Below are 16,019 nucleotides of genomic sequence, written 5' to 3'. Positions count from 1 at the left end.
CTGACTCCTTGGCTGGGAAAGAGACGCGGGGCTAGGCTTCGAAGAGGACAACAGTGCCGCGTACTGGAGGTAGCCGTGAAGTGGGATCCCGAAAAATATGTGCAGTTTGGGGATTACCGGGACAGGCCCTTCTTTGACCTGACCGGTCGCGTTCGTGCCGAAGCCCCGCGGCACGTCGTGGACCTCGGCTGTGGCCCCGGGAACCTGACTGCAACCCTGGCGGACCGCTGGCCGGGGGCGCAGGTGGTGGGCCTGGACTCGTCGCCGGAGATGCTGGTCGCGTCAAAGGACCATGCGGCCGCGGCGGCCAACCTCTCCTACGAGCTGGCCGATATCCGGCACTGGCTGCCCTCCGGAGACGCGGATGTGGTGGTCACCAACGCCGCCCTGCAATGGGTTCCGGAGCACCGCCAGCTGTTGCCGGCGTGGCTTGACGCCCTCAAGCCGGGCGCGTGGTTCGCGCTCCAGGTGCCGGGGAACTTCAACGCCCCCTCCCACACCCTCATGCGGGAGCTGGCGGAGTCGCCGGCCTGGGCCGGGCGGCTCGCCGGGGTCCTGCGCCACGACGACGTCGTCGGGGATGCTGCGGAGTACCTGCAGATCATGCTCGACGCCGGTTGCGTCGCCGACGCCTGGGAGACTACCTACCTGCAACTGCTCCCCGGTGCCCACCCCGTTCTGGAGTGGGTCCTCGGCACCGGGCTCAGACCGGTCCTGGCCGCACTGCCGGAAGACGCGGCGCGGGAGTTCGAGGCCGAGTACTCGGCGCTGCTGGACGAGGCGTATCCCGCGGGCCGGCACGGGACGGTCTTCCCGTTCCGGCGCACGTTCGCGGTGGCCCAAAAGGGCGGCTGAGCAGCGTGTCTGCGCGTGACACGGAGCACTCCGGATTGGGGTTTACAATGACGTGGCGGCATGGGGGCAGCCGTAGGCTGCATCCAAATCCGGGCCCTGGCTAGCGATGGAGGTTCGGTGCTTACAGGCCTGATGGCGCGGCTGCTGTCCGCGCACAAGGGGAGCGTGCTGGCAATCGTTGTGCTCCAGCTCGTGCAGACCACGGCTACCCTGCTCCTGCCCACCTTGAACGCCGCGATCATCGACGACGGCATCGTCGCCGGCGACACGGGGGAGATCCTCTATCTCGGCGGCTGGATGGCCGGGATCGCAGCCGTTCAGGTGGCGACGGCCATCGCCGCCGGTTACCTGGGCGCCGTCGTCGCCATGGAGCTGGGCGGCCAGCTGCGCGGGGAGCTTTTCGCCAAGGTCCAGTCTTTTTCCTCGCAGGAAGTCGGCACCTTCGGTGCCCCCAGCCTCGTCACCCGGGCCACCAACGACGTCGCCCAGATCCAAAACCTCGCGGTCCTGATCTTCACCATGCTGATCGCCGCCCCCGCCATCTTCATTGGCGGGATCGCGCTGGCCGTGCACCAGGACGCAGCACTGTCCTGGATCGTGGTCGCGGTCATCCCGATCCTCACCGTGATCATGACCGTGATCGTGCGCCGCCTGATACCCCTCTACCGCGTAGGCCAGGGGCTCCTTGACCGGATCAGCAGGGTGCTGCGCGAGCAAATCATCGGCGCGAACGTCATCCGCGGCTTCGTCCGTCAAGAACACGAAGAGCGCCGCTTCGACGCGGCCAACAAGGACCTCACGCGGAACAACCTGCAGTCCGCCCTGCTGGTAGCAGGGATGATGCCGATGATCATGCTGGTGGTCAACCTCTCCTCCGTGTGCGTCGTCTGGTTCGGCGGCCACCGGATCGACGCAGGCGAAATGCGCATCGGCGCCCTCACCGCGTTCATCGCCTACATCCTGCAGATCCTGATAGCCATCATGATGGCCATGTACGTGTTTATGACCGCGCCGCGGGCGGCTGCCTGCGCGGAACGGATCCGCGAGGTGCTGGACACGGTGCCGGCCATCGCGGACCCGGCCGCCCCCGCCGGGGAAGGCACCGCCACCTCCCCGCCCGGCGCCGGGAACGCAGCCACGGCAGTGCCCCGCGGCACCGCACGCTCCGGGAATGCCGTCGAGTTCCGCAACGTGGGCTTCGCGTATCCCGGCGCGGAAGCGCCCGTGCTCGACGGCGTCTCGTTCACCGCCGCCCCCGGGACGACGACGGCCATCATTGGAGCGACCGGCAGCGGCAAGACGACCCTCCTGAACCTGCTGCCCAGGTTCCTCGATGCGACCGTCGGCCAGATCAGCATCGGCGGACGCGACGTGCGGGCCATGCCACTGGACCTCCTGCGCGGCCTCATCGGCATAGTCCCGCAACAGTCCTACCTGTTTTCCGGCACGGTCGCGGAAAACCTCCGGCTTGGCGCGGCACAGGCCAGCGACCAGGACCTGTGGCAGGCGCTCGGGACCGCCCAGGCCGGCGACTTTGTCCGTGCCCTGCCCCTCGGCCTCGGAGCGCCCGTGAGCCAGGGCGGCACCAACTTTTCCGGCGGCGAACGCCAGCGCCTGTGCATTGCGCGGGCACTGCTCAAAAACGCCCCCGTCTACCTCTTCGATGACAGTTTCTCGGCCCTGGACTATGGAACGGATGTCAGGCTCCGTGCGGCGATCGAGCCGCTGCTGCGTTCGGCGACCGTGCTGATCGTGGCCGAACGGGTGGCAACCATCCTGGATGCCGGGCTGATCCTCGTCATGGAGGACGGCCGCCTGGTTGCGCAGGGCACGCACAGTGAACTCATGGAGTCCTCGCCGAGCTACCGGGAAATTGCCGCGTCGCAGCTTGTGCTGGAGGAGACCCCGTGAGCCGCGCCGGGGCTGCCGGGACCGCCGGGGCCGCTGCCGCGGAGGCGAAACGCAGCAAGTGGCGGGCCGCCGCCCGGCTCCTCGGACTGCTGCGGCCGTTGAAATGGCGGATGGCCGGTGTCATCGCGGCGACGTGTGCCTTCGTCACGCTCAACGTGGCGGCCCCCAAAGTCCTGGGTGACGCCACCGACGTCGTCGTCGCCGGCTTCACCGGCGGTTCCCTCGACGAGCAGGCGCTGGCCGGACGGCTGCTCGCGGTGTCCGCCATGTACGTTGGGGCGTCGCTGTTCAGCTGGATCCAGGGCGCCCTGACGGCCACCGCGGTGCAGCGGGTGAGCTACGGGCTCCGCGGCTCCGTGGAGAAAAAACTCCATCTCCTGCCGTCGAGCCACTTCGAGGAGCAGCGCCGCGGCGAGGTGCTCAGCCGCGCCACGAACGACGTCGACAACATCTCCCAGGCCCTCAACCAGCTCCTGAACCAGCTCATCATGTCCGTCCTGATGCTCACCGCCGCCCTCGCCATGATGTTGTGGCTCTCGCCCCTGCTGGCCTTGATCGCGGTCCTCTCTGTGCCGCTGTCCACGGTCATCACGGTCATGGTGGCCCGGCATTCCCAGGCGCACTTCACGCAGCAGTGGACCAGCACAGGCGCCATGCACGCGCAGCTTGAGGAACTCTTCACCGGGCATGAGGTGGTCAAAGCCTTCGGCCGGCAGGAGGCGTCGGCGTCGAGCTTCCGCGACTGCAACGACAAGCTGACGCGTTCCAGCGCCCGCGCGCAGTACCTGTCCGGCATCGTCCAGCCGCTGCTGGTCTTTGTCGCCAACCTCAACTACGTGGCCGTGGCTGTTGTGGGGGCCCTGCAGGTTACCGCCGGCGCCATGACGATCGGCGGCATCCAGGCCTTCATCCAGTTCTCGCGCCTCTTCAGTCAGCCGGTGGGCCAGATCGGCGGAATGCTGACCCTCCTGCAGTCCTGCCTGGCCTCCGCTGAGCGGGTGTTTGAGCTGCTCGACGCCCCGGAAATCCCTCCGGACAGTGCCGTGCAGGATAGTGCGCCGCCGGTCAATGCGGCACAGGTGGTCAATGCCGTGCAGAATAGTCCCGTGCAGGGAGGTTCAGCCAACGGCGCCGGCAAGCATCGCGGCCCCGGCGCTCCGGGAAGGATTCATGTCCGGCGCAAGTCACCGGTCCAGGGGAAATCGTCTAACGAGCGTACAGCCGCCGGCGGGCACGCCGGCCGTGTCCCGTACAACCCGGACACGGTGGCGGGCAGTGTCACCTTCGAGCACGTCAGCTTCAGCTACAGCCCCGGCACGCCCGTGGTGAAGGACCTCTCCTTCACGGTGGAGCCGGGCCAGACCGTGGCAATCGTGGGACACACCGGGGCGGGCAAGACCACCGTGGTGAACCTCCTGATGCGCTTCTACGAGCTCGACTCCGGCCGGATTTTGGTGGACTCAACTGACATCGCCGAAATCCCGCGGGACGAGCTGCGCTCCACCTTCGGCACCGTCATGCAGGATGCGTGGCTGTTTACCGGCAGCATCAGGGAGAACATCGAGTACGGCCGGCCCGGGGCCACCGACGCCGAGATCGTCGAGGCGGCCAGGGCCAGCCACGTGGACCACTTTGTCCGGTCCCTGCCGGGCGGCTACGCCACCATGCTGGGCAACGACGGCGACTCGCTGAGCCGGGGGCAGCGCCAGCTCGTCTCGATCGCGCGGGCCCAGCTCGCCGGGCGGAGCATCCTGGTGCTGGACGAGGCGACGAGTTCCGTTGACAGCCGGACCGAGGTGCAGATCCGCCACGCCATGGAGCGGCTGCGGCGAGGTCACACGAGCTTCGTGATCGCGCACCGTTTGTCCACGGTCCGGGACGCTGATCTAATTCTTGTCATGGACCACGGACGGATCGTTGAACACGGGACCCATCAGCAGCTGATGGCCAGGAGCGGGCTCTACACGGATTTGTACGAGGCACAGTTCGCCGGCCGCGAACAAGTCACGGCCGTCCGTGAGCCGGAACTGTGAGCACCGCCGACACCGCGGGGGAGCGGTTCCCCGGCGCCTGGCGGACCAATCCGGCCAGCTCCGTGCCCCTCTTCGAACAGCTCCGGCTGCACGTGATCGAACGCGCCGACAACGGCTCGCTGGCGCCGGGTACCAGGCTGCCGGCCGTGCGGAGCCTTGCCGGCGAACTCGGCGTGGCACCGCACACCGTGGCGCGCGCCTACAAGGAACTTGAGGCCGCCGGCGTGGTGGTGACACGGGGCCGGAACGGCACCGTCGTCTGCGCCCGCGACGCCGCCTGGAGCTCACTCTCAACCGCCGCCGCCGAGTTCGCGGCGGCCGCTAAGGCCCAGGGCGCGAGCTTCGCCGAGGCCGTGCAGCTGCTGGCCGCCGCCTACGACCGCCACTAGCACATCCTGCGGTGCCCGCGGCGCCCGGAATAGTTCTTCGAAGAAGTTTTCGATTAGCATTAGATTCGTGCCTAAAGCTGTAGCTGAAGATCCAGCCGTTGAAGTCCAGTCCGTCGTCGAACCGCCGGCAGTCCGGGATGCCGTCCCGTCCCGCCCCGAGCTAAAACGCCCGGACATGACCCGCCTGGTGGTCAAGGGCGCGCGCGAGCACAACCTGCGCAACGTCGACCTCGACCTGCCGCGCGATGCCATGATCGTGTTCACCGGCCTGTCCGGCTCCGGTAAGTCCTCCCTTGCGTTCGACACCATCTTCGCCGAGGGCCAGCGCCGCTACGTCGAATCGCTCTCCGCCTACGCCCGGCAGTTCCTCGGCCAGGTGGATAAACCCGACGTCGACTTCATCGAAGGCCTGTCACCGGCGGTGTCGATCGACCAGAAGTCAACGAGCAAGAACCCGCGGTCCACGGTGGGCACCATCACCGAGATTTACGACTACATGCGCCTGCTCTGGGCCCGCGTGGGCCGGCCGCACTGCCCCGTCTGCGGGGAACCCGTGGCGAAGCAGACCCCGCAGCAGATTGTGGACCAGCTGCTTGAGCTCCCGGACGGCACCCGCTTCCAGGTCCTGGCACCCGTGGTCCGCGGCCGCAAGGGCGAATTCGTTGACCTGTTCAAGGAACTCACCGCCAAAGGCTACTCGCGGGCCCGTGTGGACGGCGAGCTCGTCCAGCTGAGCGATCCGCCGAAGCTGGGAAAGCAGTTCAAACACACCATCGAAGTGGTGGTGGACCGTCTTGTGGTCAAGGAAGGCATCAGCCAGCGCCTGACCGACTCCGTCGAAACCGCCCTCGGACTGGCCGAGGGCCGGGTCCTCGCCGAATTCGTCGACCTCGAAGCAGATGACCCCGAGCGGATCAGGGCGTTCTCCGAACACCTCGCCTGCCCCAACGAACACCCGCTCGCCATCGACGAGATCGAGCCGCGTTCCTTCTCCTTCAACAACCCCTTCGGCGCCTGCAGCGCCTGCAGCGGCATCGGCACCAAGCTCGAAGTCGACGAGGAACTCATCATCCCGAACCCGGAACTCTCCCTCTCCGAGGGGGCCATTGCGCCGTGGTCGCTGGGCACCGCCACCACGGAGTACTGGAACCGGCTCCTGGGCGGCCTCGCCAAGGAGCTCGGCTTCTCCATGACCACCGCGTGGGAGAAGCTCGGCGCCGACGTCCGGCAAACGGTGCTGCACGGCAAGGACCACAAGGTGGTGGTGCAGTACCGCAACCGCTTCGGCCGGGAACGCAAGTACAGCACCGGCTTTGAGGGCGTCGTGCAGTACGTCCACCGCAAGCACGGCGAGACCGATTCGGACTCGGCGCGCGACCGCTACGAGGAATACATGCGCCAGGTCCCGTGCCCGGCCTGCAACGGTGCCCGGCTGAACCCTGCGTCCCTTTCGGTGCTGATCAACGGCAAGAACATCGCCGAGGTCGCGGCACTGCCCATGCGCGAATGCGCGCACTTCCTGGACAACCTCGTCCTCACCGGCCGCGAAGCCCAGATCGCGAACCAGGTCCTCAAGGAAATCCAGGCCCGGCTGACGTTCCTCCTCGACGTCGGGCTCGAGTACCTGAACCTCGAACGTCCCTCCGGGACCCTGTCCGGCGGGGAGGCCCAGCGGATCCGGCTGGCCACCCAGATCGGTTCCGGCCTGGTGGGCGTGCTCTACGTCCTGGACGAACCCTCCATCGGCCTGCACCAGCGCGACAACCGCCGCCTGATCGAAACCCTCACCCGGCTCCGTGACCTCGGCAACACGCTGATTGTCGTCGAGCATGACGAGGACACCATCCAGGAGGCCGACTGGGTGGTGGACATCGGACCCGGCGCCGGCGAGCACGGCGGCATGGTGGTCCACTCCGGTTCCTACCAGGCGCTGCTGGACAACACCGAGTCGCTCACCGGCGACTACCTCGCGGGCCGCAAGAAAATCGAGATCCCGAAGAAGCGGCGCAAATACGACAAGAAGCGCGAACTCAAGGTGGTGGGCGCGAAGGAGAACAACCTCCTCAACGTCGATGCCAGCTTCCCGCTGGGCCTCTTCACCGCCGTCACCGGAGTCAGCGGCTCCGGCAAGTCCACACTGGTCAATGAGATCCTCTACAAAGTGCTCGCCAACAAGCTCAACGGCGCGAAGCAGGTAGCCGGCCGGCACAAGTCGGTCCAGGGCCTCGAACACCTGGACAAGGTGGTGCACGTCGACCAGAGCCCCATCGGGCGCACCCCGAGGTCCAACCCGGCCACCTACACAGGCGTCTTCGACCACATCCGCAAGCTCTTCGCCGAAACCACCGAGGCCAAGGTCCGCGGCTACCTGCCGGGCCGGTTCTCCTTCAACGTCAAGGGCGGCCGCTGCGAGGCCTGCTCCGGCGATGGCACCCTGAAGATTGAGATGAACTTCCTGCCGGATGTCTACGTCCCCTGCGAGGTCTGCCACGGGGCCCGGTACAACCGGGAAACCCTGGAGGTCCACTACAAGGGCAAGACCATCGCGGACGTGTTGAACATGCCCATCGAGGAGGGGGCCGAGTTCTTCGCGGCCTTCTCGCCGATCGCGCGGCATCTCACCACGCTGGTGGACGTCGGTCTCGGCTACGTCCGGCTGGGCCAGCCGGCCACCACGCTTTCGGGCGGCGAGGCGCAGCGCGTCAAGCTCGCGGCCGAGCTGCAGAAGCGTTCCAACGGGCGGAGCGTCTACGTTCTGGACGAACCCACCACGGGCCTGCACTTCGAGGACATCCGCAAGCTCCTCATGGTGCTGCAGGGGCTCGTGGAGAAGGGCAACACGGTGATCACCATCGAGCACAACCTCGATGTCATCAAGAGCGCGGACTGGATCGTGGACCTTGGCCCGGACGGCGGTTCGGGCGGCGGGCGGGTGGTCGCCTCGGGAACCCCGGAACAGGTGGCCAAATCCACTGAAAGCCATACTGCGGCGTTCCTCGCCGATCTCCTGGCCTGAGGCCCGGCTCCTGGAGGAGCTGGCGGGAGGGGACGGGTGCAATTGAAACGCGCCCCCTCCCACGACGCATGGTGTTCCTCTGACGTTCGCCTGAAGTATTCCCGACGCATTGCCTAATGTATTCCCGAAGGCGCATGCGAATTTCTGGCATCCGCGCACTCGTGAGAAACTAAGCCGGTGACGCATACAACAGTGCCTGTGATCTTCGACCTGGACGGCACTCTTGTCGATCCGGCCGGGGGGATAACGGGCGGAATCGCGGCTGCCCTCACCGAACTCGGCCTGCCGGTCGCGGACAAGTCCCGGATGGACGCCATGATCGGCCCCAAGCTGAGCCACTCCCTCACGGACATCGCCGGCGTTCCCGAGGCCCTACTGGCGGACGCTATCCGGATCTATCGCGCGCACTACGTTTCCACGGGCATAGCGCAGGGCCGGCTCTACCCCGGCATCCGCGGCCTCCTCGAGGACCTGATGGCCGCCGGGCGCCCCATCGCCGTCGCCACCCAGAAACCGGAGGGACTGGCCCGCACCGTGCTGGCCCATCACGGCATCGCCGGACTCTTCCACAGCATCCGCGGCTCCGCCGCAGACGAGGCCGCCGGCGGCCCGCAAACGGGCTCTTTCCCCGGAGGCTCTGTCCCAGAAGATTCGGCCCCCGGAGGCTCTGTCCCCGAAGGTAAGGCCGGCATCGTCGCGGCCGCGCTCTCGGACCTGGCCGCGGGCTCCGCCGAGGCGCCCCGCCCGGCCGTGATGGTGGGGGACCGGGCTCAGGACGTGGCCGGGGCCGCTGCGAACGGACTGGACTGCATCGGCGTAGGCTGGGGCTTTGCGCCCGACGGCGAACTGCAGGCGGCCGGGGCCGTCGAGATCGTGCACACCGCCGCGGCGCTTCACGCGACAATCGCCAGACTCTCCGAACGCCCGGGGACCACAGCCCTGAAGGAGGTGCACACCGATGGAAATGTTTGACGTCATCCGTTGGACCACGCGCCGGCTCATATCTTCCACGTGCCGTCCCACGGTGATCGGCCTGGAAAACGTGCCCAAGGACGGGCCGTTCATTGTCGCCCCGAACCACCTTTCGTTCCTGGACAGCGTGATCGTCCAGGCCCTCATGCCGCGGCCCGTCGCGTTCTTTGCGAAGGCCGAGTACTTCACCACCGGCGGTGTCAAGGGCAAGGTCATGAAGTCCTTCTTCGAAGCCGTGGGGTCCATTCCGGTCGAGCGCGGCGAGCAGGCGGCCAGCGTCCAGGCCCTGAAGACGCTGCTGGAAATCCTCGACGCCGGCCGTGGCATCGGTATCTACCCCGAAGGCACGCGCTCGCGCGACGGTGTGCTCTACCGCGGCCGCACCGGCGTGGGCTGGCTGGCCCTCACCACGGGCGCGCCGGTGATCCCGGTAGGCCTGATCGGTACGGAACACCTGCAGCCGGCGGACAGCAAATCCGTCAAGCCACAGCACTTCACCATGAAGGTCGGCGCGCCGCTCTATTTCGAGAAGACCGGGCCGGACCACTCCCTGCCGGCACGCCGCCAGGTCACGGACCGCATCATGGACGCAATCGCGGAACTCAGCGGCCAGGAACGCTCCACGAGCTACAACCAGAGCAAGTCGGTCGAATAGTCCCGCCCGGCCGACCGGCGCGGCCCGGCAGGCCGGGCCGCGCCGGGCAGGTGCCACGGCACCAGCCGGGGCTCAGTAGACTTGTACCGTGGCAGATCCAGCGAGTTACCGACCCCAGACGGGTGAAATTCCGACCAATCCGGGCGTGTACCGCTTCCGCGACCCGCACGGCCGGGTTATTTACGTCGGCAAGGCCAAGAACCTGCGGTCGCGGCTGAACTCCTACTTCGCCAACCCGGCCGGGCTCCTGCCGAAGACCTACGCGATGGTACACACGGCCAGCAGTGTCGAATGGACCGTGGTGGGCAGCGAGCTCGAGTCCCTGCAGCTGGAATACACCTGGATCAAGGAATTCACGCCGCGGTTCAACGTGATGTTCCGCGACGACAAGACCTACCCGTACCTGGCCGTGACGATGGGCGAGAAGTACCCGCGCGTCCAAGTCATGCGCGGTGACCGGCGCAAGGGAACCCGGTATTTCGGCCCGTACACCGCCGGCGCGATCCGGGACACCATGGACACCCTGCTGCGGGTCTTCCCGGTGCGGAGCTGCAGCGCGGGCGTGCTCAAACGCGCCGAAGCCAGCGGCCGGCCCTGCCTGCTGGGCTACATCGACAAATGCTCCGCCCCCTGCGTCGGACGCATCTCCGCCGAGGACCACCGCGCCCTTGCCGAGGACTTCTGCACCTTCATGGGCGGCGAGGCCAAGCCGTTCGTCAACCGGCTGGAACGGGAAATGGCCGCCGCGGTCGCCGAGCTCGACTACGAACGCGCGGCACGGCTCCGGGACGACATCGTGGCGCTGAAGAAGGTCTTCGAACGCAACGCCGTGGTCCTCGCCGAGGGCACCGACGCGGACGTCTTCGCCCTGCACGAAGACGAACTTGAGGCCGCCGTCCAGGTCTTCCACGTCCGCGGCGGCCGGATCCGCGGCCAGCGCGGCTGGGTGGTGGAAAAGGTTGAGGACTCCACCACCCCGGAACTCGTCGAACACCTCCTGCAGCAGGTCTATGGCGAGGAAGCCGGACTGCAGGGCAGGCTGCCCCGGGAAGTCCTGGTACCGACCGAACCCAGCAACGCAGCGGAACTCACGCAATGGCTCAGCGGGCTGCGCGGGGCCCGGGTGGATGTCCGGGTTCCCCAGCGCGGAGAGAAGGCCGCGCTCATGTCCACCGTCCGTGAGAACGCCGAGCACGCCCTCAAACTCCACAAGTCCCGGCGTGCCGGGGACCTCACCATGCGCTCCCAGGCCCTCCAGGAACTCCAAGAGGCCCTCGAGCTCCCGGTCGCGCTGCTCCGGATCGAATGCTTCGACATCTCGCATGTCCAGGGCACTAACGTGGTCGGCTCCATGGTGGTGGTGGAGGACGGCCTGCCCAAGAAGTCCGACTACCGCAAGTTCGGCGTGACCGGAGCCGCGGCCAACGACGACACCGCTGCCATGCACGATGTCCTGACCCGCCGGTTCCGGCACTATCTCGACGAGCAAAGCGAGCAGGCCGCAGCCGCAGCCAAACCGGCGCACCAGGCGTCCCTGGATGCGGCAACGGCGGCGGCGGTCGCCGACTCGACCACGCCGGCGCCGCGCAGCAAGTTCGCCTACCCGCCCAACCTCGTCGTCGTCGACGGCGGAAAACCGCAGGTCAACGCCGCGGCCCGGGCACTGGCGGAGCTCGGCATCAAGGACGTGTACGTCGTCGGCCTGGCCAAACGGCTCGAAGAGGTGTGGCTGCCGGACAGCGATTTCCCGGTGATCCTGCCGCGCGCCTCCGCCGGCCTGTACCTGCTGCAGCGGATCCGCGACGAGGCGCACCGCTTTGCCATCACCTTCCACCGGCAAAAGCGCGGCAAGGCCATGACGGCGTCCGCGCTGGACGGTGTCCCCGGGCTGGGGGAGTCAAAACGCAAAGCCCTCCTGGCCGAGTTCGGGTCCGTCAAGGGCATCAAAGCCGCGACACAGGATGAGCTCACCGGCGCCAAGGGGATCGGCCCTGCGCTGGCCGCCGCAATCGTCCGGCACTTCACGGGCGACGCCGGCGAGGCAGCCGCCGCGGTTCCGGCCGTCAACATGACCACGGGTGAAATCCTTGACGCTTAGCTAGCACCGCGAAACTTAGCTAGGGTAAAGACTTGGGTAACGGCCCGGGCGGCATCACTGCGGCCCGGGCATACCTTCAGCACAGCAGCAGATCGCACAGGCAAAGATGGGACTTCACTGATGGCAGAGTCGACGGCAGGATCCGGGACGGATACGGACGGCATGACACCCGTCAAACCCGTCGAGGCGGAACTGCTCGTAGTGACCGGCATGTCCGGAGCGGGCCGGAGCACCGCCTCGGACGCCCTTGAGGACCATGGCTGGTACGTCGTGGAGAACCTCCCGCCGCAGATGCTGGGCACGCTCGCGGAACTGGTCTCGCGGACACCGCACTCCATGTCCAAGCTCGCCGTCGTGATGGACGTCCGGAGCAAGGAACTCTTCGCCGACATGCGCGCGGCGCTCCGCGCCCTGGAGGCGACCGGCCTCACGTTCCGCGTGTTGTTCCTCGACGCCAACGACGACGTCCTGGTCCGCCGCTTCGAGCAGGGCCGCAGGCCCCACCCGCTCCAGGGCGGCGGCCGGATCCTGGACGGCATTGCCGCCGAACGGGAGCTGGTCCGTGAATTGAAGGACACCGCGGACATCGTCCTGGACACGTCCGCCCTCAACGTCCATGGCCTCGCCACGGCCATCACGGAACTCTTCAGCGAGACGGGGCCGGTGGCGCTGCGGCTGAATGTCATGAGCTTCGGCTTCAAGTACGGGCTGCCGGTCGATGCCAACTTCGTGGCGGACGCCCGCTTCATCCCGAACCCGCACTGGGTGCCGCAGCTGCGCCCGCACACCGGCCTGGACAAGGACGTCAGCGATTACGTGCTGGAGGCCCAAGGCGTCAGCGACTTCGTGGAACGCTACGTCCTGGCCCTCGAACCGGTCCTGGACGGCTACCGGCGCGAGAACAAGCACTACGCCACCATCGCCGTGGGCTGCACCGGCGGCAAGCACCGCTCCGTGGCCGTTGCGGTCGAACTGTCACGGCGGCTGGCGCAATACCCGCGCGTGACCGTCACGACCACGCACCGGGACCTGGGCCGCGAGTAATGGCACTGCTGACCGGGCCACTGCCCCTCGTCCCGCCCGCCAGCGCGGCCTTCGCCAGCCAGCAGGACAAGGGCCCGTCCGTCGTGGCGCTCGGCGGCGGCCACGGCCTGTCCGCCTCGCTGTCCGCGCTGCGCCTGCTCACCTCCGAGCTCACCGCGATCGTCACGGTCGCGGACGACGGCGGTTCCTCCGGCCGGCTCCGTGAGGAATACGGTGTCCTGCCGCCCGGCGATCTCCGCATGGCCCTGTCCGCGCTCTGCGACGACACCGACTGGGGCCGGACCTGGCGCGACGTCATGCAGCACCGCTTCGCCCCAGGCAAGGGCCGCGGCGGATCCCTCGACGAACACGCCATGGGCAACCTCCTGATCGTCACCCTTTGGGAACTCCTGGGCGACACGGTCGCCGGGCTCAAGTGGGCCGGCGCCCTGCTCGGCGCGCGCGGCGAGGTCCTGCCGATGTCCAGCGTCCCGCTCACCATTGAAGGCCAGGTCCGGGTCACGGCCCCGGACGGCACCACGGCCCTGCAGACCCTGACCGGCCAGGCCAAGTGCGCCGTGGCGGGGTCCCTCGAGCGGGTCCGGCTGTTGCCCGAGAACGCGCCCGGGTGCATCGAGGCGCTGACCGCGATCGAGCTGGCCGACTGGGTGATCCTGGGGCCGGGTTCCTGGTACACGTCCGTCCTGCCACACCTGCTGCTGCCGGAAATGCGCGAGGCCCTGTGCAACACGGCGGCCCGCCGCTGCCTGACCATGAACCTCGCCACGGACACCAAGGAGACCGCCGGCATGACCGCCGCGGACCACCTTCGGGCGCTGCGCGAGTACGCGCCGGACTTCACGATCGACGTCGTCCTGGCCGATCCGGCATCGGTTCAGGACGTGGCCGACTTCGAGCAGGCGGCCGGAATGCTCGGTGCCGAGGTGGTCTTGGGTAAAGTGGGGGCGTCTGGTCGCCGTCCGGTCCATGATCCGTTGCGGCTGGCGACGGCGTACCACGATATTTTCGGGAACAGTTAGGAAAGGTGCCATGGCACTGACAGCATCAGTCAAGGAAGAACTTTCCCGTCTGGATATCAAGAAGTCCTCGGTCCGCAAGGCCGAGGTGTCGGCCATGCTCCGCTTCGCCGGCGGCCTGCACATCATCTCGGGCCGGATTGTGATCGAGGCCGAGGTCGACCTCGCCTCCACCGCCCGGCGGCTCCGTGCCGCAATTGCCGAGGTCTACGGCCACCAGAGCGAGATCATTGTCGTCTCCGGCGGGGGCCTGCGCCGCGGCAGCCGCTATGTGGTGCGTGTGGTCCGCGACGGTGAGGCGCTGGCCCGCCAGACCGGTCTCCTGGACGCCCGCGGCCGGCCCGTCCGGGGCCTGCCCTCCGTGGTGGTCAACGGATCCGCCGCCGACGCCGAAGCCGTCTGGCGCGGCGCCTTCCTGGCCCACGGATCGCTCACCGAGCCCGGCCGCTCCTCCGCCATGGAAGTCACGTGCCCCGGCCCGGAGTCGGCCCTGGCCCTCGTCGGCGCGGCGCGCCGCCTCGGCATCCAGGCCAAGGCCCGCGAGGTCAGGGGGGTGGACCGTGTGGTGATCCGCGACGGCGACACGATCGCCGCGCTGCTGACCCGGATGGGCGCCCACGACGCGCTCATGGTCTGGGAGGAACGCCGCATGCGCAAGGAGGTCCGTGCCACGGCCAACCGGCTGGCGAACTTCGACGACGCCAATCTCCGCCGCTCCGCCCAGGCTGCCGTAGCCGCCGGTGCCCGGGTGGACCGTGCCCTGGAAATCCTCGGCGACGACGTTCCGGACCACCTCAAGTACGCCGGCGAGCTACGGGTCGCGCACAAGCAGGCCAGCCTGGACGAGCTGGGCCGCCTCGCCGAGCCCGTCATGACCAAGGACGCCATCGCCGGCAGGATCCGCCGGCTCCTGGCCATGGCCGACAAACGGGCCCAGGACCTCGGCATTCCGGGTACGGAAGCGAATGTGACACCCGAAATGCTCGACGACTAGGCCACCCCCGAAAGCCGGGCATGAAATATCCGGGAGCAGCGGCGGGTTGTCGCCGTTGGATCCCGCAATCTTCCGGATGTCCCGCATCCGGATGCACAATCCGAGAGTTACCGAACCGGACAAACTGTCCACGACATTGGAGGATTTTGTGACCGAGTACGTACTGCCCCAGCTCGACTATGACTACGCAGCACTGGAGCCGCACATCTCCGCGAAGATCATGGAGCTGCACCACAGCAAGCACCATGCCGCCTACGTGGCCGGCGCCAACAACGCCCTCGCCCAGCTGGCCGAGGCGCGCGAGAAGGGCGACTTCGCCAACATCAACCGCCTCTCCAAGGACCTCGCGTTCCACACCGGCGGCCACATCAACCACTCCGTCTTCTGGAAGAACCTCTCCCCGGACGGCGGCGACAAGCCCGAGGGTGAGCTCGCGGCAGCCATCGACGACGCGTTCGGCTCGTTCGACGCATTCCGCGCGCAGTTCAGTGCGGCGGCACTCGGCCTGCAGGGTTCCGGCTGGGGTTTCCTGGCCTACGAGCCGATCGGCGGCAACCTGGTCATCGAGCAGCTCTACGACCAGCAGGGCAACGTCGCACTCGGCACCACCCCGCTGCTGATGCTGGACATGTGGGAGCACGCCTTCTACCTGGACTACGTCAACGTCAAGGCCGACTACGTCAAGGCGTTCTGGAACATCGTGAACTGGGCCGACGTCGCCAAGCGCTTCGACGCCGCCCGGAAGAACGCGACGGGTCTCATCACCCTCTAAGGGTGAGCTGACCGTCTCTTGGTTGTAACAAACCTCACATTACGGGCCGTTCGGCCCGAAATGTGGACGGACTGCCCCCGCACTTGCGGGGGCAGTCCCAGTTAAACGTAAGATGGATCACGGAAGGCGGTTAGCCTTCAGCAACGTGGCTGGTCGTCCTCCGATCTGGTAATTATCTCTGCCCAATGGCGTGCGGGATCTGTTAGTTGGCTTGAACGCCTTCTCAACTAGTCGTGCTCGCAAGAGCACCAAGGAGACTGAAAA

General features: G+C 67.6%; 12 protein-coding genes. All 12 read left to right on the top strand.

The window, feature by feature from the left end:
- The first annotated feature begins 75 nt into the window (after positions 1-75).
- The 12 genes from AB4Y72_RS02035 (at position 76) to AB4Y72_RS01980 (ending at position 15,755) form a co-directional block, all read left to right on the top strand.
- Positions 76-855 (top strand): trans-aconitate 2-methyltransferase, encoded by a 780-nt coding sequence (locus AB4Y72_RS02035; protein WP_441424502.1) that lies wholly within the window; start codon positions 76-78, stop codon positions 853-855.
- A gap of 132 nt (positions 856-987) precedes the next feature.
- The gene (locus tag AB4Y72_RS02030; RefSeq protein ID WP_441424580.1) at positions 988-2,766 is read left to right on the top strand and encodes an ABC transporter ATP-binding protein; all 1,779 of its coding nucleotides are present in this window, start codon (positions 988-990) and stop codon (positions 2,764-2,766) included.
- A 110-nt stretch (positions 2,767-2,876) separates the two neighbouring features.
- A complete protein-coding gene (locus AB4Y72_RS02025; RefSeq protein ID WP_441424579.1) occupies positions 2,877-4,799 on the top strand; it encodes an ABC transporter ATP-binding protein in 1,923 nt (640 codons plus the stop codon).
- On the top strand, positions 4,796-5,188 hold the full coding sequence (locus tag AB4Y72_RS02020) for a GntR family transcriptional regulator (protein WP_441424501.1): 393 nt from the start codon (positions 4,796-4,798) through the stop codon (positions 5,186-5,188). Before AB4Y72_RS02025 ends, AB4Y72_RS02020 begins: the two co-directional genes overlap by 4 nt.
- Before the next feature lie 67 nt (positions 5,189-5,255).
- Positions 5,256-8,204, top strand: a complete 2,949-nt coding sequence (gene uvrA, locus AB4Y72_RS02015; protein WP_441424500.1) for an excinuclease ABC subunit UvrA — start codon at positions 5,256-5,258, stop codon at positions 8,202-8,204.
- Positions 8,205-8,381: 177 nt separating this feature from the next.
- Entirely contained in the window at positions 8,382-9,176 is a 795-nt protein-coding gene (locus tag AB4Y72_RS02010) for an HAD hydrolase-like protein (RefSeq protein WP_441424499.1), read from the top strand.
- A complete protein-coding gene (locus tag AB4Y72_RS02005; protein ID WP_441424498.1) occupies positions 9,163-9,831 on the top strand; it encodes a lysophospholipid acyltransferase family protein in 669 nt (222 codons plus the stop codon). Before AB4Y72_RS02010 ends, AB4Y72_RS02005 begins: the two co-directional genes overlap by 14 nt.
- A gap of 88 nt (positions 9,832-9,919) precedes the next feature.
- The gene (gene uvrC / locus AB4Y72_RS02000) at positions 9,920-11,929 is read left to right on the top strand and encodes an excinuclease ABC subunit UvrC (protein ID WP_441424497.1); all 2,010 of its coding nucleotides are present in this window, start codon (positions 9,920-9,922) and stop codon (positions 11,927-11,929) included.
- Between the two features lie 120 nt (positions 11,930-12,049).
- Positions 12,050-12,973, top strand: a complete 924-nt coding sequence (gene rapZ / locus AB4Y72_RS01995; protein ID WP_441424496.1) for an RNase adapter RapZ — start codon at positions 12,050-12,052, stop codon at positions 12,971-12,973.
- Entirely contained in the window at positions 12,973-13,992 is a 1,020-nt protein-coding gene (locus AB4Y72_RS01990; RefSeq protein WP_441424495.1) for a gluconeogenesis factor YvcK family protein, read from the top strand. Before rapZ ends, AB4Y72_RS01990 begins: the two co-directional genes overlap by 1 nt.
- A gap of 10 nt (positions 13,993-14,002) precedes the next feature.
- Positions 14,003-14,983, top strand: coding sequence for a DNA-binding protein WhiA (gene whiA, locus AB4Y72_RS01985; protein WP_441424494.1), 981 nt, complete (start codon positions 14,003-14,005; stop codon positions 14,981-14,983).
- A 148-nt stretch (positions 14,984-15,131) separates the two neighbouring features.
- The gene (locus AB4Y72_RS01980; protein ID WP_018772998.1) at positions 15,132-15,755 is read left to right on the top strand and encodes a superoxide dismutase; all 624 of its coding nucleotides are present in this window, start codon (positions 15,132-15,134) and stop codon (positions 15,753-15,755) included.
- Positions 15,756-16,019 lie beyond the last annotated feature (264 nt).

The sequence above is a fragment of the Arthrobacter sp. YAF34 genome (genome assembly GCF_052113245.1).
Classification (GTDB): Bacteria; Actinomycetota; Actinomycetes; order Actinomycetales; family Micrococcaceae; genus Arthrobacter.
Note: the sequence above shows the minus strand (reverse complement) of the source record. Positions and strands in the feature narration are given on the sequence as shown.